Origin of the sequence: Micromonospora sp. CA-269861, from assembly GCF_050948505.1 — a bacterium.
Taxonomy (GTDB): Bacteria; Actinomycetota; Actinomycetes; order Mycobacteriales; family Micromonosporaceae; genus Micromonospora.
This window is the reverse complement of sequence record NZ_CP192014.1, coordinates 6,347,589-6,366,379: the sequence shown is the minus strand read 5'-3', so window position 1 is coordinate 6,366,379 and position 18,791 is coordinate 6,347,589. Positions and strand designations below refer to the sequence as shown.

At 68.3% G+C, this 18,791-nt stretch carries 14 protein-coding genes; all 14 read left to right on the top strand.

Annotation, left to right across the window (positions count from 1 at the left end; translation table 11 throughout):
• The first annotated feature begins 25 nt into the window (after window positions 1-25).
• The 14 genes from rplA to rpsJ all read left to right on the top strand — a co-directional run bounded on the left by rplA (window position 26) and on the right by rpsJ (window position 18,789).
• Window positions 26-742 (top strand): 50S ribosomal protein L1, encoded by a 717-nt coding sequence (gene rplA / locus ACQP0U_RS29215; protein ID WP_433313250.1) that lies wholly within the window; start codon window positions 26-28, stop codon window positions 740-742.
• A gap of 80 nt (window positions 743-822) precedes the next feature.
• Window positions 823-1,713: an ABC transporter ATP-binding protein gene (locus ACQP0U_RS29210; protein WP_433313248.1), complete on the top strand. Its 891-nt coding sequence runs from the start codon at window positions 823-825 to the stop codon at window positions 1,711-1,713.
• The gene (locus ACQP0U_RS29205) at window positions 1,710-2,399 is read left to right on the top strand and encodes a hypothetical protein (protein WP_433313245.1); all 690 of its coding nucleotides are present in this window, start codon (window positions 1,710-1,712) and stop codon (window positions 2,397-2,399) included. Before ACQP0U_RS29210 ends, ACQP0U_RS29205 begins: the two co-directional genes overlap by 4 nt.
• A 338-nt stretch (window positions 2,400-2,737) precedes the next feature.
• Window positions 2,738-3,283: a 50S ribosomal protein L10 gene (gene rplJ / locus ACQP0U_RS29200; RefSeq protein ID WP_030489577.1), complete on the top strand. Its 546-nt coding sequence runs from the start codon at window positions 2,738-2,740 to the stop codon at window positions 3,281-3,283.
• Between the two features lie 54 nt (window positions 3,284-3,337).
• Window positions 3,338-3,724 (top strand): 50S ribosomal protein L7/L12, encoded by a 387-nt coding sequence (gene rplL / locus ACQP0U_RS29195; RefSeq protein WP_091402415.1) that lies wholly within the window; start codon window positions 3,338-3,340, stop codon window positions 3,722-3,724.
• A gap of 569 nt (window positions 3,725-4,293) precedes the next feature.
• Window positions 4,294-7,725, top strand: coding sequence for a DNA-directed RNA polymerase subunit beta (locus ACQP0U_RS29190; protein WP_091402413.1), 3,432 nt, complete (start codon window positions 4,294-4,296; stop codon window positions 7,723-7,725).
• Between the two features lie 80 nt (window positions 7,726-7,805).
• Window positions 7,806-11,693 carry a DNA-directed RNA polymerase subunit beta' gene (locus ACQP0U_RS29185; protein ID WP_433313241.1) on the top strand — a complete coding sequence of 1,296 codons (3,888 nt, stop codon included), beginning with the start codon at window positions 7,806-7,808 and terminating at the stop codon, window positions 11,691-11,693.
• 94 nt (window positions 11,694-11,787) lie between these two features.
• Window positions 11,788-12,156 carry a hypothetical protein gene (locus tag ACQP0U_RS29180; protein ID WP_433313238.1) on the top strand — a complete coding sequence of 123 codons (369 nt, stop codon included), beginning with the start codon at window positions 11,788-11,790 and terminating at the stop codon, window positions 12,154-12,156.
• A gap of 661 nt (window positions 12,157-12,817) precedes the next feature.
• Window positions 12,818-13,198 carry a hypothetical protein gene (locus tag ACQP0U_RS29175; protein ID WP_433321256.1) on the top strand — a complete coding sequence of 127 codons (381 nt, stop codon included), beginning with the start codon at window positions 12,818-12,820 and terminating at the stop codon, window positions 13,196-13,198.
• Window positions 13,199-13,706: 508 nt separating this feature from the next.
• On the top strand, window positions 13,707-14,081 hold the full coding sequence (gene rpsL / locus ACQP0U_RS29170; protein WP_007465318.1) for a 30S ribosomal protein S12: 375 nt from the start codon (window positions 13,707-13,709) through the stop codon (window positions 14,079-14,081).
• Window position 14,082: 1 nt separating this feature from the next.
• Entirely contained in the window at window positions 14,083-14,553 is a 471-nt protein-coding gene (rpsG, locus tag ACQP0U_RS29165) for a 30S ribosomal protein S7 (protein WP_007465317.1), read from the top strand.
• A gap of 74 nt (window positions 14,554-14,627) precedes the next feature.
• Window positions 14,628-16,724: an elongation factor G gene (gene fusA / locus ACQP0U_RS29160; RefSeq protein ID WP_355580501.1), complete on the top strand. Its 2,097-nt coding sequence runs from the start codon at window positions 14,628-14,630 to the stop codon at window positions 16,722-16,724.
• Window positions 16,725-16,936: 212 nt separating this feature from the next.
• Window positions 16,937-18,130 (top strand): elongation factor Tu, encoded by a 1,194-nt coding sequence (gene tuf, locus ACQP0U_RS29155; protein ID WP_433313234.1) that lies wholly within the window; start codon window positions 16,937-16,939, stop codon window positions 18,128-18,130.
• A gap of 350 nt (window positions 18,131-18,480) precedes the next feature.
• Entirely contained in the window at window positions 18,481-18,789 is a 309-nt protein-coding gene (gene rpsJ / locus ACQP0U_RS29150; protein WP_007073037.1) for a 30S ribosomal protein S10, read from the top strand.
• Window positions 18,790-18,791 lie beyond the last annotated feature (2 nt).

Below are 18,791 nucleotides of genomic sequence, written 5' to 3'. Positions count from 1 at the left end.
CCAGAGACCACAGGAGTAATCAGCAATGCAGCGCAGCAAGAGCTACCGCAAGGCCGCCGATGTCATCGACCGGTCGAAGCTCTACACCCCCACCGAGGCCGTGAAGCTGGCCAAGGAGACCACCAACGTCAAGTTCGACGCCACGGTCGAGGTCGCCATGCGCCTCGGCGTCGACCCCCGCAAGGCGGACCAGATGGTCCGCGGCACGGTCAACCTGCCGCACGGCACCGGTAAGACCGCCCGCGTGATCGTGTTCGCCAGTGGCGCGAAGGCCGAAGAGGCCGCCGCCGCGGGTGCCGACGAGGTGGGCACCGATGAGCTGGTCGCCCGGATCCAGGGTGGTTGGCTCGACTTCGACGCGGCGATCGCCACGCCGGACCAGATGGCCAAGATCGGCCGGATCGCGCGGATCCTGGGCCCGCGCGGTCTCATGCCGAACCCGAAGACCGGCACGGTGACCATGGACGTCACCAAGGCGGTGCAGGACATCAAGGGCGGCAAGATCACCTTCCGGGTGGACAAGCACTCCAACCTGCACCTGATCATCGGCAAGGCCTCCTTCACGGAGACCCAGCTGGTGGACAACTACGCCGCGGTGCTCGACGAGGTGCTGCGTGCCAAGCCGTCCGCGTCCAAGGGCAAGTACCTCCGCAAGGTCATCCTGACCACCACGATGGGCCCGGGCGTTCCGGTCGACCCGAACCTGGTGAAGAACCTTCGGGAGGACCAGGCCGACGCCTGAGTCGACAGATCGCTCCGCCGGGGCGCCACCACGACAGTGGTGGCGCCCCGGCGCGTTCGAGGTGTGGCAGGCTCGACGCCATGCGGCTGGAGAACGTCTGGTTGCGGTACCACCGGCGGGGGCCGTGGGTGCTGCGGGGCATCGACGTGCGGATCGGTCCCGGCGAGGCGGCGATCGTGCTGGGCCGCAACGGGGTGGGCAAGTCGACTCTGCTCCAGGTGGCCGCGGGGGTCCTCCGGCCGGGCCGGGGCCGGGTCACCGACCGGCCGGCACGGGTGGGCTGGGTGCCTGAGCGTTTCCCCGCCGACCAACCGTTCACAGTGACCCGCTATCTGACCGCGATGGCCCGGGTGGCGGGGCTGGGCAGGGCGGCTGCCGACGAGGCGGTGACCTCCTGGACCGATCGGCTCGGGCTTTCCGCCTTCCGCTCGGTCCGGTTGCCGGAGCTGTCCAAGGGCACCGCGCAGAAGGTCGGGCTCGCCCAGGCGATGCTGCGCACGCCGGGCCTGCTGGTCCTCGACGAGCCGTGGGAGGGGCTGGACGCCACCACCCGCGAGCTGGTGCCCGAGCTGATCGCCGAGGTGCTCGCCGCCGACGGGTCCGTCCTGGTCAGCGACCACCGCGGCGAGACGGTCCGGTTGCCGGCCGCGCGCCGCTGGCTGGTGGCCGACGGCTCGCTCACCGAGGAGACGCCGTCGACCGACGAGACCTTCGCGGTGGTCGAGGTCGCGGTGCCGACCGCGCGGGTCGCCGGCACCGTCGCCCGGTTGCGCGCCGAGGGCCACCAGGTGCTGCGGGTACGCGCCGACGCCTCCACCGCCGCACCCCAGGCCCGACCCGCCGAGCCGTCCCCGTCGGCCGGCGCTGCCCGACCCGCCGAGCCGCCGCTCGGAGTGACCGGCGAGTTGACCACCGAGCAGCCGAGGGCCGCCGATGCGGTGGTCGAGCCGGCAGCGGGGGAGACCCGATGAGCGCCCTGGTCCGGATGCGGCTGGCCGGTCTCCTGCGGACCGGCCGAGCGCTGGCACCGTTGCTCGCCGGCCTGATCACCCTCGGCACCCTCTATGGCGGTGGCCGCGCCCAGCCGGCGGAGGCGTACGGCGTCTCCGCGGTCGTGCTCTTCCCGGTGCTCGCCTGGCAGACCAAGATCCTGTTGGACGTCGAGCCGGACGTGCAGCGTCGGCTGGCACAGGTGACGGTCGGGGTGGCGCGGGAGCGGTTGGCCGGGCTGCTCGCCGCCGGAGTCGCGGCGCTGGTGACAGTGGCCGTCGCGTTGCTCTTTCCGTGGCTGGTCGGCGGGGTGTCCGGCCCGGTCGACCCGGGGGACCGGTCGATTCCGGTCGGGCTCGCGCTGGGATTGTGGGCGCACCTGCTCGTCGTACCCGCTGCGGTTGCTCTTGGGGCGCTGGCCAGCCGGGCGTCGGTGGGCGGCGCCGCGTACGGCGTCGCGGTGTTGGCCCTCGGCGGGGTCGGTGCGGTGGTGTTCGGCCTGACCGGTTCGGTGGCTCCCTGGCTGGCGCCGCCGATCATGGCCGCCGCCCGCACCACAGGTGGCGACGCCGCCGCGCTGACCCTGCTCGGGCTGAGCGGGTGGGCGCTGGCCTGGAGCGCTGCGGTCGTCGGCGGCTACCTGTGGCGGCGGCGGGCCGAGGGCTGACCGCCGGCCGGGCGGGTGGCGTGGCTCACCTGACGCGATTTGGCGCTGCTGGCCTGGGCGCGTACTCTTCAACAGTCATCCGTGTTCTCATGGATGAGGAACCACCCAGAGACCGCTGGTCACCGTGCTCCGGCACGGTCGAAGGTCCCGCGACAACGGGCGACCCGCGTAGGGCGGCAAGCGTAACTCGGCAGTGAACGTGGTCCGCCGACCAGGTGATCTCCGGCCCTCGCCCCGTGCGCCCTGCGCCGGGGCTTTTTCGTTGTCGTGCTGCCTCCGCCCCCGTTCCGGCTTCGGCCGAGACGGGGACCAGCCTCGAGTAACGAGAGAGGAGGGACATGGCGGACAAGCCGATTCGGGCCGACAAGGCCACGGCCGTCGCTGAGCTGACCGAGAGCTTCCGCAGCTCGGGCGCCACCGTGCTGACCGAGTACCGCGGTCTGACGGTTTCCCAGCTCACCCAGCTTCGGCGCTCGCTCGGCGCCGAGACCAGCTACACGGTCGCGAAGAACACGCTGGCCAAGCGTGCTGCGACGGACGCGGGCATCACCGGCCTCGACGAGCTGTTCACCGGTCCTACCGCGCTGACTTTCGTTTCGGGCGACGTCGTCGAGGCGGCGAAGGGGCTTCGCGACTTCGCGAAGGCCAACCCGAAGCTCGTCATCAAGGGCGGTGTCTTCGAGGGCAAGGCCATCACCGCGGCCGAGGTCACGAAGCTTGCCGACCTGGAGTCCCGCGAGGTGCTGCTGGCCAAGCTGGCCGGCGCGATGAAGGGCAACCTGAGCAAGGCCGCGGCCCTGTTCCAGGCCCCGCTGTCGAAGACCGCCCGTCTGGCGGCTGCACTGCAGGACAAGCGCGAGAAGGAGGGCGCCGAGGCGGCCTGAGGCCCCCACGGCGCACCAGTTCTTACTTAACAGAATCAGGAAAGGACGCCAGATATGGCGAAGCTCAGCACCGACGAGCTGCTCGACGCGTTCAAGGAGATGACGCTGATCGAGCTCTCTGAGTTCGTGAAGCAGTTCGAGACGACCTTCGAGGTCACCGCTGCCGCTCCGGTCGCGATCGCCCAGGGTGGCGGTGGCGGCGGCGCTGCTGCCGAGGCCGAGCCGGAGCAGGACGAGTTCGACGTCATCCTCGAGGCTGACGGTGGCAAGAAGATCCAGGTCATCAAGGTCGTGCGTGAGCTGACCGGCCTGGGCCTCAAGGAGGCCAAGGACGCGGTCGAGTCCGCGCCGAAGGCCATCCTGGAGAAGGTCAACAAGGAGACCGCCGACAAGGCGAAGGCCAAGCTCGAGGGTGAGGGCGCCAAGGTCACCCTCAAGTGACCTGACGTTCCACAAACGCGTACCCGGCTCGTGGGCTGGGACACCATCGCGTCGCGGCGGGCGGTGATCCGACACGGATCACCGCCCGCCGTATTGGTGGAGCTGGCTCCGATCGGCCCTGAGCTGGCCTCCGACCAGCGGCTCCGTCGACCGGAACGAGGGCGGCGGGTCGCTCTCCAGGGGGAAACACGGAGTGAGGGCAATACCGGCCCTTGACGCGGCCCGGGGCTGCCAGGCACGCTGACACCAGCAAGACACCGCGCTTGCGACGGCCACGACGTGGGTATGACAGCGGCGGCACCATCGGCCGCAGTAACCCGAGCGGCCCAGTGGGGAGTTGCGTTCTGAGCGGCCCGGCAGACCCCGGTTGACGGGGGCCGAGGCGCGCTCCGCAAACAACCTGCGGGGTGGGCTGGACAGCGGTTAGCCTCTCGGCTACACTGCTAGTTTGCGCTGCCTTCCGACTTGACCCCTGCTCGGAAATGTCCGTTTACGGATATTTCTGGTGGGGTCATTGGAGTGCACGCGTACCAGCCGTTCTGCAGCACCGGTCCTCGGAAGGACGCATCTTGGCAGCTTCCCGCCCTGCGAAGACCAGTCGTACGTCGAGCGCATTCGCTCCCCGCCGAGTTTCATTCGGCAGGATCACCGAACACCTCGAGGTCCCCAACCTCCTTGCCATCCAGAACGAGTCCTTCGACTGGCTCGTCGGCAACGAGGCTTGGCAGGGCCGGTCGGCGGACGACCCGCACGCACGCTCGGGTCTCGCGGAGATCCTTGAAGAGATCAGTCCCATTGAGGACTTCTCCGGCACCATGTCGCTCTCCTTCTCAGCGCCGCGCTTCGACGAGGTCAAGGCCTCGATCGAGGAGTGCAAGGAGAAGGACCTGACCTACTGCGCTCCGCTCTTCGTGACCGCGGAGTTCACCAACAACACCACTGGCGAGATCAAGAGCCAGACGGTGTTCATGGGTGACTTCCCGATGATGACGCCCAAGGGCACCTTCGTCATCAACGGCACCGAGCGCGTCGTGGTCAGCCAGCTCGTCCGGTCTCCGGGCGTGTACTTCGACAAGCAGCCGGACAAGACCTCCGACCGCGACCTCTCCAGCGTCAAGGTCATCCCGAGTCGGGGTGCCTGGCTGGAGTTCGACATCGATAAGCGCGACACGGTCGGCGTACGTATCGACCGCAAGCGTCGGCAGGCCGTCACCGTCCTGCTCAAGGCCATCGGATGGTCGGCCGAGCGGATCCGTGAGAAGTTCGGCTGGTCCGAGCTGATGATGACCACGCTCGAGAAGGACCACATCGCCGGCGCCGACGAGGCTCTGCTCGACATCTACCGCAAGCTGCGCCCTGGCGAGCCGCCGACGCGCGAGAACGCCCAGACCCTGCTCGACAACCTCTTCTTCAACCCGAAGAGGTACGACGTCGCCAAGGTCGGGCGCTACAAGTTCAACAAGAAGCTCGAAGTCGGCGTGCCGATCACCACCGGCACGCTCACCGAGGACGACATCGTCGCCACCGTGGAGTACCTGTGCCGGCTGCACGCCGGTGAGGACGGCTACGAGGCCGACGACATCGACCACTTCGGCAACCGGCGCCTCCGTACCGTGGGCGAGCTGATCCAGAACCAGGTTCGGGTCGGCCTGTCCCGGATGGAGCGGGTCGTCCGCGAGCGGATGACCACGCAGGACGTCGAGGCGATCACCCCGCAGACCTTGATCAACATCCGCCCGGTGGTGGCGGCGATCAAGGAGTTCTTCGGGACGTCCCAGCTGTCCCAGTTCATGGACCAGACCAACCCGCTGGCGGGCCTGACCCACCGGCGTCGGCTGAGCGCGCTCGGCCCGGGTGGTCTGTCCCGGGAGCGGGCCGGCTTCGAGGTCCGCGACGTGCACCCGTCCCACTACGGCCGGATGTGCCCGATCGAGACGCCGGAAGGCCCGAACATCGGCCTGATCGGCGCGCTGTCCACCTTCGCCCGGGTCAACCCGTTCGGCTTCATCGAGACGCCGTACCGGAAGGTCGTCGAGGGTCGGGTCACCGACCAGATCGACTACCTGACCGCGGACGAGGAGGACCGGTTCGTCAAGGCCCAGGCCAACGCGCGCCTGAAGGCTGACGGCACGTTCGCCGAGGACCGGGTGCTCTGCCGTCGTAAGGGCGGCGAGACCGAGGACGTCGTCCCCGGTGCCGTCGACTACATGGACGTCTCGCCCCGGCAGATGACCTCGGTCGCGACCGCCATGATCCCGTTCCTCGAGCACGACGACGCCAACCGGGCACTGATGGGCGCGAACATGCAGCGCCAGGCGGTGCCGCTGGTCAAGGCCGAGGCGCCGCTCGTGGGTACGGGCATGGAGTACCGGGCCGCGGTCGACGCCGGCGACGTGGTTGTCGCCGAGGTCGGCGGTGTGATCGAGGATCTCTGCGCCGACTACGTCACCATCCACCAGGATGACGGCCACCGCCGGACGTACCTGCTGCACAAGTTCCGCCGCTCCAACGCCGGCTCCTGCGTCAACCAGAAGCCGGTGGTCTTCGAGGGCGACCGCGTCGAGGCCGGCCAGGTCATCGCCGACGGTCCGTGCACCGACGAGGGCGAGATGGCACTCGGACGCAACCTGCTGGTGGCGTTCATGTGCTGGGAGGGCCACAACTACGAGGACGCGATCATCCTGTCGCAGCGCCTCGTGCAGCAGGACGTGCTCACCTCGATCCACATCGAGGAGCACGAGGTCGACGCCCGGGACACCAAGCTCGGTCCGGAGGAGATCACCCGCGACATCCCGAACGTCAGTGAGGAAATGCTCGCTGACCTCGACGAGCGCGGCATCATCCGGATCGGCGCCGAGGTCGTCCCCGGCGACATCCTGGTCGGCAAGGTCACGCCCAAGGGTGAGACCGAGCTGACCCCGGAGGAGCGACTGCTCCGCGCGATCTTCGGTGAGAAGGCGCGTGAGGTTCGGGACACCTCGCTGAAGGTGCCGCACGGCGAGACCGGCACGGTCATCGGTGTGCGCACGTTCTCCCGCGAGGACGGCGACGAGTTGCCGCCGGGTGTCAACGAGCTGGTCCGGGTCTACGTCGCCCAGAAGCGCAAGATCCAGGACGGCGACAAGCTCGCCGGCCGGCACGGCAACAAGGGCGTCATCTCCAAGATCCTGCCGATCGAGGACATGCCGTTCCTTGAGGACGGCACCCCGGTCGACATCGTGCTCAACCCGCTCGGTGTGCCGAGCCGGATGAACATCGGCCAGGTTCTGGAGACCCACCTCGGTTGGGTCGCCAAGACCGGTTGGAAGGTCGAGGGTGACGACGCCGACTGGAAGCGCCAGCTGCGCTCCATCGACGCGCACGAGTCCGAGGGCGACACCAACGTGGCCACCCCGGTCTTCGACGGTGCCCGCGAGGAGGAGATCTCCGGTCTGCTCGAGTCGACCCTGCCCAACCGGGACGGCAAGCAGCTGATCGGGCGTACCGGCAAGGCGCAGCTGTTCGACGGTCGTTCCGGCGAGCCTCTGCCGGACCCGATCGCGGTCGGCTACGTCTACATCCTGAAGCTCAACCACCTGGTCGACGACAAGATCCACGCTCGGTCGACCGGCCCGTACTCGATGATCACGCAGCAGCCGCTGGGTGGTAAGGCGCAGTTCGGTGGTCAGCGTTTCGGTGAGATGGAGTGCTGGGCGATGCAGGCGTACGGCGCTGCCTACGCCCTGCAGGAGCTGCTCACGATCAAGTCCGACGACGTGCTCGGCCGGGTGAAGGTCTACGAGGCCATCGTCAAGGGCGAGAACATCCCGGAGCCGGGCATCCCGGAGTCGTTCAAGGTGCTGCTCAAGGAGCTGCAGTCGCTGTGCCTCAACGTTGAGGTGCTCTCCAGCGACGGTGTGGCCCTGGAAATGCGCGAGACCGACGACGAGGTGTTCCGGGCCGCTGAGGAGCTGGGCATCGACCTGTCCCGGCGCGAGCCGAGCTCGGTCGAAGAGGTCTGAGGTGAGCGGGCGGGGGCCGGTTCGCCGGCCCCCGCCCCCACTCGAGAATTAGCAGTACAGACGACGACATAGGGGACATAGTGCTCGACGTCAACTTCTTCGACGAGCTGCGCATTGGTCTCGCCACCGCCGACGACATCCGTCAGTGGTCGCACGGCGAGGTCAAGAAGCCTGAGACGATCAACTACCGCACCCTGAAGCCGGAGAAGGACGGGCTCTTCTGCGAGAAGATCTTCGGTCCGCAGCGGGACTGGGAGTGCTACTGCGGTAAGTACAAGCGCGTCCGGTTCAAGGGCATCATCTGTGAGCGCTGCGGCGTCGAGGTGACTCGCTCCAAGGTCCGCCGTGAGCGGATGGGGCACATCGAGCTCGCCGCTCCGGTGACCCACATCTGGTACTTCAAGGGCGTTCCGAGCCGGCTGGGCTACCTGCTGGACCTCGCCCCCAAGGACCTCGAGAAGATCATCTACTTCGCCTCGTACGTCGTGACGAGCGTGGACGCGGAGTCGCGTCACCGTGACCTCTCGACGATCGAGAACGAGATCCTGGCCGAGAAGCGGCAGTCCGAGAACAGCCGCGACTCGGAGATCGAGAAGCGGGCCGCCAAGCTCGAGGCCGACCTGGCCGAGCTGGAGGCCGAGGGTGCCAAGGCGGACGTCCGGCGCAAGGTCAAGGAGGGCGGAGAGCGCGAGATGCGCCAGATCCGCGACCGGGCCCAGCGCGAGATCGACCGCCTGGACGAGGTGCTGGACACCTTCCGCAAGCTGGAGCCGAAGCAGCTGGTCACCGACGAGCTGCTCTACCGCGAGCTGCGCGACCGGTTCGGTGAGTACTTCACCGGGTCCATGGGCGCCGAGGCGATCAAGGCGTTGGTCCAGAACATGGACCTCGACGCCGAGGCCGAGAGCCTGCGGGAGACCATCCGGTCCGGCAAGGGCCAGCGGAAGATCCGGGCGCTCAAGCGACTCAAGGTCGTCGCGGCGTTCCTGAACACCCGCAACTCGCCGCTCGGCATGGTGCTGGACTGCGTCCCGGTCATCCCGCCGGACCTGCGCCCGATGGTGCAGCTCGACGGTGGCCGCTTCGCGACCTCGGACCTGAACGACCTGTACCGCCGCGTGATCAACCGGAACAACCGTCTCAAGCGGCTGATCGACCTCGGCGCGCCCGAGATCATCGTCAACAACGAGAAGCGGATGCTCCAGGAGGCCGTCGACGCACTGTTCGACAACGGCCGTCGCGGCCGGCCGGTCACCGGCCCGGGTAACCGCCCGCTCAAGTCGCTGTCCGACATGCTCAAGGGCAAGCAGGGCCGGTTCCGCCAGAACCTGCTGGGCAAGCGCGTCGACTACTCCGGCCGTTCGGTCATCGTGGTCGGCCCGAAGCTCAAGCTGCACCAGTGCGGTCTGCCCAAGCAGATGGCACTGGAGCTGTTCAAGCCGTTCGTGATGAAGCGGCTGGTCGACCTCAACCACGCACAGAACATCAAGTCCGCCAAGCGGATGGTCGAGCGTCAGCGCCCGGTCGTGTGGGACGTGCTGGAAGAGGTCATCGGCGAGCACCCGGTGCTGCTCAACCGTGCACCGACCCTGCACCGCCTGGGCATCCAGGCCTTCGAGCCGCAGCTGGTCGAGGGCAAGGCGATCCAGATCCACCCGCTGGTCTGCACCGCGTTCAACGCCGACTTCGACGGTGACCAGATGGCGGTGCACGTGCCGCTGTCCGCCGAGGCTCAGGCCGAGGCGCGGATCCTGATGCTGTCGTCGAACAACATCCTCAAGCCGGCCGACGGTAAGCCGGTCACCATGCCTACCCAGGACATGGTCATCGGTCTCTACCACCTCACCCACCGCACCAACGGTGAGAAGGGCGAGGGCCGGGCGTTCAGCTCGGACGCCGAGGCGCGGATGGCCTTCGACAACGGCGAGCTGCACCTGCAGGCGCCGGTGAAGATCCGCCTTCGTGGCGTGATCGGTGTCGACAACGGCGCTGGCTCCGAGGCGTGGACCGCCCCGGAGGGCTGGGTCGAGGGTGACCCGCTGACCGTGGAGACCACCCTGGGTCGGGTGCTGTTCAACGAGACGCTGCCGCAGGGCTACCGCTTCGTGAACTACGAGATCCGCAAGGGTCAGCTCTCCGCGATCGTCAACGACCTCGCCGAGCGCTTCCCCAAGGTGGCGCTGGCCGCCACCCTGGACGGGCTCAAGGAGGCCGGTTTCCACTGGGCCACCTGGTCCGGCGTGACGATCGGTATGGAGGACGTCATCGCTCCGCCGCGCAAGGCGGAGATCCTGGCGCGGTACGAGAAGGACGCCGACCAGATCGACAAGCAGTACCAGCGTGGTCTGATGACCGCCGAGGAGCGTCGCGGCGAACTCATCGAGATCTGGACCAAGGCGACCAACGAGGTCGCCAAGGAGATGGACACCGCGCTGCCGCAGGAGAACCCGCTGTGGAAGATGATCAACTCGGGTGCCCGCGGTAACCTGCTCCAGCTCCGGCAGATCGCGGCGATCCGTGGTCTGGTGGCCAACCCCAAGGGCGAGATCATCCCGCGGCCGATCAAGGCCAGCTACCGGGAGGGTCTGTCCGTGCTGGAGTACTTCATCTCCACGCACGGTGCCCGTAAGGGTCTCGCCGACACCGCGCTGCGGACCGCCGACTCGGGTTACCTCACCCGTCGTCTGGTGGACGTCTCGCAGGACGTCATCATCCGCGAAGAGGACTGCGGCACCGACCGGGCGATCCCGATGCAGATCGGCGAGAAGCTGGACGGCAAGCTCGTCGTCCACACCCACGCCGAGACCAGCGTGCACGCCCGTACCCTCGCCGACGACATCAAGGGGCCGGACGGCACCGTGGTGGCCGAGCGCGGTCAGGACATCAACTCCATCGGGGTCGACAAGATCGTCGCCGCTGGTGTGGAGACTGTCCGGGTGCGCAGCGTGCTCACCTGCGAGTCGAAGCTGGGCGTCTGCGCGGCCTGCTACGGCCGGTCGCTGCCGACGGGTAAGTCGGTCGACATCGGCGAGGCGGTCGGCATCATCGCCGCCCAGTCCATCGGTGAGCCGGGTACGCAGCTGACGATGCGTACCTTCCACACCGGTGGTGTCGCGGGTGAGGACATCACCCAGGGTCTGCCGCGTGTTCAGGAAATCTTCGAGGCTCGGGTCCCGAAGGGTAAGGCGCCCATCGCCGACACCCCCGGCCGGATCCGGATCGAGGACGGCGAGCGCTCGCGCAAGATCATCGTGGTGCCGGACGACGGCAGCGAAGAGATCGTCTACGACAAGATCTCGAAGCGGGTCAAGCTCCGGACCCACGACGGCGGTCACGTCGCGGTCGGCGAGAAGCTGACCGAGGGCACCATCGACCCGCACGAGCTTCTGCGGATCATGGGTCCGCGGGCGGTCCAGGTCCACCTGACCAGTGAGGTCCAGGAGGTCTACCGCTCGCAGGGTGTGCTCATCCACGACAAGCACATCGAGATCATCATTCGCCAGATGCTCAAGCGGGTGACGGTCATCGACTCCGGCTCGACCGAGTTCCTGCCGGGTGTGCTCGTCGACCGGGCGCTGTTCGAGTCGGAGAACCGCCGGCTCGTCTCGGAGGGCGGCGAGCCCGCCGCTGGTCGTCCGGTGCTGATGGGTATCACCAAGGCCTCGCTGGCCACCGACTCCTGGCTCTCGGCGGCCTCCTTCCAGGAGACCACCCGGGTGCTGACCGACGCTGCGATCAACTCGCGCAGCGACTCGCTGGTCGGCCTCAAGGAGAACGTGATCATCGGAAAGCTCATCCCGGCCGGTACCGGCATCAGCAAGTACCGCAACGTCCGGGTCGAGCCGACCGAGGAGGCCAAGGCCAAGGTCTACTCGATGACCGGTTACCCGGAGACCGACTACGGGTTCGGGCCGGCCAGCGGGCAGGCCGTGCCGCTGGACGACTTCGACTTCGGGTCGTACCGCTAAGCACCAGTCACACGACGAGGCCCCCGGTGAAAGCCGGGGGCCTCGTCGTGTCCGTGCCCACCCACCTCCGGGCCGGGTTCGGCATGATGGGGGGATGACGACCGCACCCGGGCAGGTGTCCGTCGCCCAGCAGGGCCTGCGCCACCCGCTGGACCCGGACCCGGCCCGCGCCACGAAGGCACGGGCGGTCTTCGCGCTGGGCCTGATCGGCATGCTGACCGGGCTGTTCATCGGTGGCGTGGTGCCGGCCACGGTGGCCCTGCAACTGGCCCGGCAGGCGCGCCGCGAGGCGTACGCCTCGGGGGGTTTCCTGACCGGCAGCGTCTGGCTGCGGCGGGGGGAGTGGATGGCCTGGGCCGGCCTGGTGCTGGTCGCGGTCAGCGTGGTGGCCGTGGTGGTCATCGGGGTGGTCCGTCTGGCCGGCGCACCGTTCGGCCACGACTACCCGGCGAACATGGACTGAGTCGCCGGTGGCCGCGCCCGGCGCGGGCGACGGCGCTCGCGACGGTAACCTGGCCGATGTCCGCCGTGTGGCGGTGGCGGCCTTTCGACAGGAGGACCTCGTGACGGAACCGGCGCGGCCCCCTGCGGACGAACCGGCCGGCCCTCCGGACCCGCCGGCCCCTCCGTCCGAGCCGAGTGACTGGGCGCGACCCGGCCCGAGCGGCGAGCCACACCCACAGGTGTCCACCCCGGCCGCGCCGCGCCCTCCGGCGCCGCACCCCGGCTGGGGTCCGACCACGGCACCCGGCTCCGCGCAGCCGTACCCGGTCTCCAGCGCGCCGGCCTCGACGCCGCCTGGCTGGGGCCCGCCGCCGTCCGGTCCCGGTGTGCCGTACGGCTGGGGTCCGCCCTCGTCGGGGCCTGGTGCGCCGCACGGCTGGGGCCCGCCGCCCGGTGCCGCGCCGGGCTGGGGCCCGCCCTCGTCGGGGCCCGGTGTGCCGTACGGCTGGGGCCCGCCCGGGGGTGGACCGGGAGCGCCGTACGGGTGGGGTCCACCGTCCTCCGGTCCCGGTGTGCCGTCCGGGTGGGGCCCGCCGCCGGGGCACGCTCCCGGGTGGGGTGGTGCGCAGGGGCGTTCGGTACCGCCGCCCACCGACGACCAACGCCGGCCGCCGAAGCGGGTGGAGACGGTTTCGGGTACGCCGTTCGGCGTCGTGCACCTGGACGTGGCGCCGGTCACCTCCGGGCTGGCCATCGGGGCGCTGGTGGCGGGGGTCGCCTCGGTCCTGGTCTCGCTGCTGGTGATCTGCTTCGGCGTGGCCTTCAAGAATGACGGCGGGGCCTGGGCGTCCGGAGCGTTCACCGCGCTGGGTGTGCTGGCCGGCGGCGCGGCGGTCGTCATCGGGCTGCTCGCCCGGCGGCAGATCCGTCGGCCGGTCGCGCCCTCAGCAGTCCAGTTCACCGGCCGGGGGCTGGCGATGGCCGGGATCTGCTGCGGTGGGGCGGGGGCACTGCTCAGCCTCCTGGGCCTGGGTCTCGCCCTGCTGCTGACCCTGACGTGAGGGTTGTCACCGATAGATTCGGCACCTGACGGGGGTTTCCCGCGGAAGGCTTCCGGTCCCCCCGGGGGCGATGGGTGCTTCTGCGGGGAAGCCGGTACACTTGTATTCGTAGGTGCCCATCGCGGGCGACGGGGCAGGACGAGATCCGGCCGGCGGGTGTGAACAAGTCGCCGGGCCATTCCGTTTTGACCTGGGCGGTTGTGGTAGGTACTCTTTCCCCTTGTGCCCGGGCATGCCCGGGCAACTCGTGCGTGCGCTGTTTCCGGCTTACGGGCGGCGGCACGACAAGCCAAGGATCCGGGGCGGGGCGACCCGCGCGCCGGTGACAAAACCCGGTACGCACGCGAGAGCGTCGCAACGGGGCCGTGACGAGGGCGACACGCCCGACCGCGGGTGCCGGGGTCTCCGCAAGGCGACCCTGGTCGGAATGTAGGAGAGCCGGTCATCAGGCCGGCTAACGAGCAGACGGCGCGGCCGCGGATGCGGCCGAAGGGAGCGGAGAAACCCGGTGCCCACGATCCAGCAGCTGGTCCGAAAGGGCCGCCAGGCGAAGACGACCAAGACCAAGACCCCGGCGCTGAAGGGTTCCCCTCAGCGGCGCGGCGTGTGCACCCGCGTGTACACCACCACCCCGAAGAAGCCGAACTCGGCGCTGCGCAAGGTCGCTCGCGTGAAGCTCAGCAGCCAGATCGAGGTGACCGCCTACATCCCCGGCGTCGGTCACAACCTGCAGGAGCACTCGATCGTGCTCGTTCGCGGTGGCCGGGTGAAGGACCTCCCCGGCGTGCGTTACAAGATCGTTCGCGGCTCGCTGGACACCCAGGGTGTCCGCAACCGCAAGCAGGCGCGCAGCCGTTACGGCGCGAAGAAGGAGAAGAGCTGACATGCCGCGTAAGGGACCCGCTCCGCGGCGGCCACTGGTCGCTGACCCGGTGTACAACTCGCCGCTGGTCACCCAGCTGGTGAACAAGATCCTGCTCCGCGGCAAGCGTCAGCTCGCCGAGTCCATCGTGTACGCGGCCCTCGAGGGCTGCCGCGAGAAGTCCGGCACGGACCCGGTCGTCACCCTCAAGCGGGCGATGGACAACGTCAAGCCGACCCTCGAGGTGCGTAGCCGTCGTGTCGGTGGCGCCACCTACCAGGTTCCGGTCGAGGTCCGCCCGACCCGGGCGACCACCCTGGGCCTGCGCTGGCTGGTCACGTACTCCCGTGCCCGCCGCGAGAAGACCATGGTCGAGCGGCTCATGAACGAGCTGCTGGACGCGAGCAACGGCCTCGGTGCCGCCGTCAAGCGGCGCGAGGACACGCACAAGATGGCCGAGTCGAACAAGGCCTTCGCGCACTACCGCTGGTAACACCCTGGTTCCGGCGCCTCCGGGCGCCGGAACCGCCACCAGTTGAGTCGAGACGACGATAAGTAGGGATTGAAGTGGCCGCCGCAGACGCGCTCGCCAAGGTACGCAACATCGGCATCATGGCGCACATCGATGCCGGTAAGACCACGACCACCGAGCGAATCCTGTTCTACACCGGCATCACGTACAAGATCGGTGAGGTCCACGAGGGCGCTGCCGTCATGGACTGGATGGAGCAGGAGCAGGAGCGTGGTATCACCATCACCTCCGCTGCTACCAAGTGTGAGTGGAAAGACCACACGATCCAGATCATCGACACGCCTGGCCACGTCGACTTCACGGTCGAGGTCGAGCGGTCGCTGCGGGTCCTGGATGGTGCGGTCGCGGTTTACGACGGTGTCGCCGGCGTGGAGCCGCAGACGGAGAACGTCTGGCGGCAGGCCGACAAGTACAACGTCCCGCGTATGTGCTTCGTCAACAAGCTCGACCGGACCGGCGCCGACTTCTTCCGCTGCGTGCAGATGATGATCGACCGGCTGAACGCCACCCCGCTGGTGCTCCAGATCCCGATCGGGCTCGAGGGCGACCACATCGGTGTCGTCGATCTGATCGGCATGCGCGCCCTCACCTGGCGCGGGGAGACCCAGAAGGGTGAGGACTACGCGGTTGAGGAGATCCCGGCCGACCTGGCCGACTCCGCAGCCGAGTGGCGCGAGAAGCTGATGGAGACCCTCGCCGACGTCGACGACGCGGTGATGGAGAAGTACCTGGAGGGCGAGGAGATCTCCGTCGAGGAGATCAAGGCCGCCATCCGGCGTGCCACCATCGCCGGCAAGGCCAACCCGGTGCTCTGCGGCTCGGCGTTCAAGAACAAGGGCGTCCAGCCCATGCTCGACGCCGTCGTCGACTTCCTGCCGTCGCCGCTGGACGTTCCGGCGATCGAGGGTACGGCCACCGACGGCGAGACCCCGCTGCTGCGTAAGCCGTCCAACTCGGAGCCCTTCTCCGGCCTGGCGTTCAAGATCCAGACGGACAAGCACCTGGGCAAGCTCACCTACGTGCGGGTCTACTCCGGCACGCTCGATTCCGGTTCCCAGGTGGTCAACTCCACCAAGGACCGCAAGGAGCGGATCGGCAAGATCTACCAGATGCACGCCAACAAGCGGGAAGAGCGTCCGTCGGCGCAGGCCGGCGACATCATCGCCGTGCAGGGTCTCAAGCAGACCACCACCGGCGACACTCTCTCCGACCCGGCGAACCCGGTCATCCTGGAGTCGATGACCTTCCCGGAGCCGGTCATCTCGGTGGCGATCGAGCCGAAGACCAAGTCCGACCAGGAGAAGCTGGGTACGGCCATCCAGCGCCTGGCCGAGGAGGACCCGACCTTCCGCGTCCAGCTGGACGAGGAGACCGGTCAGACGGTCATCTCCGGCATGGGTGAGCTGCACCTGGACATCCTGGTCGACCGGATGCGCCGCGAGTTCAACGTCGAGGCGAACGTCGGCAAGCCGCAGGTGGCGTACCGCGAGACCATCCGCCGCAAGGTGGACAAGGTCGAGTACACCCACAAGAAGCAGACCGGTGGTTCCGGCCAGTACGCCCGCGTCATCGTGAGCGTCGAGCCGCTTCCGCTGGACAACGACTCGCCGACCTACGAGTTCGCCAACGCCGTCAGCGGTGGCCGCATCCCCCGGGAGTTCATCCCCTCGGTGGACGCCGGTGCGCAGGACGCGCTGCAGTACGGCATCCTGGCGGGCTTCCCGCTGGTCGGCGTGAAGCTGACCCTGCTGGACGGCCAGTACCACGAGGTCGACTCGTCGGAAATGGCATTCAAGATCGCCGGCTCGATGGTGATGAAGGACGCGGCCCGCAAGGCCGATCCGGCACTGCTCGAGCCGATGATGGCCGTTGAAGTCACCACTCCTGAGGAGAACATGGGTGACGTCATCGGTGACCTCAACTCCCGCCGCGGCATCATCCAGGCGATGGAGGAGCGCAGCGGCGCCCGCATCGTCCGGGCCCTGGTGCCGTTGTCGGAGATGTTCGGCTACGTCGGCGACCTGCGGTCGAAGACCCAGGGCCGGGCTAGCTACAGCATGCAGTTCGACTCCTACGCCGAGGTTCCGCAGAGCGTCGCGAAGGAGATCATCGCCAAGGCAACGGGCGAATAAAGCCCTGAGCAGGTGATTCGTGGTTGGTCGCGGGAGGTTTGACCCGCCCGCGGCCACCACGATCGGATCGCGTGAGACCGGGCCTGTAGGCTTCATCGCCGCAGAACCCACAAAGGCTCTCCGGCCGTCAGGCCGGAAAGGCTGTCGACAGAGTCCTAAGCGCCGACCGGCGCGCCGGGCGTACGAACCAAGAAGTCCACAGGAGGACACCAGTGGCGAAGGCTAAGTTCGAGCGGACTAAGCCGCACGTCAACATCGGCACCATTGGTCACATCGACCACGGTAAGACGACGCTGACGGCGGCCATCACCAAGGTCCTGCACGACCAGTACCCGGACCTGAACCCCTACACGCCGTTCGACGAGATCGACAAGGCGCCGGAGGAGAAGGCCCGCGGCATCACGATCTCGATCGCGCACGTCGAGTACCAGACCGAGTCGCGGCACTACGCGCACGTCGACTGCCCTGGGCACGCCGACTACATCAAGAACATGATCACCGGTGCCGCGCAGATGGACGGCGCGATCCTGGTGGTCGCGGCGACTGACGGCCCGATGCCGCAGACCCGCGAGCACGTGCTGCTGGCCCGTCAGGTCGGTGTGCCGTACATCGTCGTGGCGCTCAACAAGAGCGACATGGTCGATGACGAGGAGCTCCTGGAGCTCGTCGAGCTCGAGGTCCGCGAGCTGCTCTCCTCGCAGGAGTACCCGGGTGACGACCTGCCGGTCGTTCGGGTTTCGGCGCTGAAGGCCCTCGAGGGTGACCCCGAGTGGACCGGCAAGCTGCTGGACCTGATGACCGCTGTCGACACCTCGATCCCGCAGCCGGAGCGCGAGGTTGACAAGCCGTTCCTGATGCCGGTTGAGGACGTCTTCACGATCACCGGTCGTGGCACCGTCGTCACCGGGCGCGTGGAGCGCGGCGTTCTCCTGCCGAACGAGGATGTTGAGCTCGTCGGTATCAAGGAGAAGAGCTTCAAGACCAAGGTCACCGCGATCGAGATGTTCCGGAAGACCCTGGACGACGCCCGCGCAGGTGAGAACGTCGGCCTGCTGCTGCGTGGTACCAAGCGCGACGAGGTCGAGCGCGGCATGGTCGTCGTGAAGCCGGGCTCGAACACCCCGCACACGGACTTCGAGGCGACGGTCTACATCCTCTCCAAGGAGGAGGGCGGCCGGCACACCCCGTTCTTCCAGAACTACCGTCCGCAGTTCTACTTCCGGACCACGGACGTCACCGGTGTCGTCACCCTCCCCGAGGGCACCGAGATGGTCATGCCGGGTGACAACACGTCCATGTCGGTGAAGCTGATCCAGCCCATCGCCATGGAGGAGAACCTCAAGTTCGCGATCCGCGAGGGTGGCCGCACCGTCGGCGCCGGGTTCGTCACCAAGATCGTCAAGTGAACTAGGTAACCCCGATTAGACCCGCCGCCGGTCGTGCGGCATACTAGTCAGGTTGCGTAACGACAGTTCGTCGCCTGTGTTCGGCTTTCGCTGAACCTCCGGGTGGCGAGGCAGTCGAGCGTAGGGTGGTTGGCGGCCCAGTCGCCAACCACCCTCGCACGGCGTTCAGGTCGCGGTAATGCGATCGGCGCCTTGACCCACCGCGCGGTCAGCACCACTCCGGAACCACGGGGCGGAGCCCGGCCCGAGGGCGCGACACGCCCGACCGCGGGGGTCGGCGAAGTGGGCCTGCACCAGCCGGTGCAGGCGCCCGCAACACAGCGGCATCGAGAGAAGGAACAGAAGCCACCATGGCGGGACAGAAGATCCGCATCCGGCTCAAGGCCTATGACCACGAGGTCGTCGACTCCTCGGCTCGGAAGATCGTCGAGACGGTGACGCGCACCGGGGCGCAGGTCGCGGGCCCGGTGCCGCTGCCCACGGAGATCAACCGTTTCTGCGTTATCCGCTCGCCGCACAAGTACAAGGACTCGCGCGAGCACTTCGAGATGCGCACGCACAAGCGGCTGATCGACATCATCGACCCGACCCCGAAGACGGTCGACTCGCTCATGCGCCTCGACCTGCCGGCTGGCGTCGACATCGAGATCAAGCTGTAGGG

Excerpts from the sequence above, each read along its gene's own strand:
- rpsG (WP_007465317.1), top strand. The coding sequence starts at position 14,083 with ATGCCGCGTAAGGGACCCGCTCCGCGGCGGCCACTGGTCGCTGACCCG.
- rpsJ (WP_007073037.1), top strand. The coding sequence starts at position 18,481 with ATGGCGGGACAGAAGATCCGCATCCGGCTCAAGGCCTATGACCACGAG.
- ACQP0U_RS29210 (WP_433313248.1), top strand. The coding sequence starts at position 823 with ATGCGGCTGGAGAACGTCTGGTTGCGGTACCACCGGCGGGGGCCGTGG.
- ACQP0U_RS29205 (WP_433313245.1), top strand. The coding sequence starts at position 1,710 with ATGAGCGCCCTGGTCCGGATGCGGCTGGCCGGTCTCCTGCGGACCGGC.
- ACQP0U_RS29180 (WP_433313238.1), top strand. The coding sequence starts at position 11,788 with ATGACGACCGCACCCGGGCAGGTGTCCGTCGCCCAGCAGGGCCTGCGC.
- rplJ (WP_030489577.1), top strand. The coding sequence starts at position 2,738 with ATGGCGGACAAGCCGATTCGGGCCGACAAGGCCACGGCCGTCGCTGAG.
- rplL (WP_091402415.1), top strand. The coding sequence starts at position 3,338 with ATGGCGAAGCTCAGCACCGACGAGCTGCTCGACGCGTTCAAGGAGATG.
- rplA (WP_433313250.1), top strand. The coding sequence starts at position 26 with ATGCAGCGCAGCAAGAGCTACCGCAAGGCCGCCGATGTCATCGACCGG.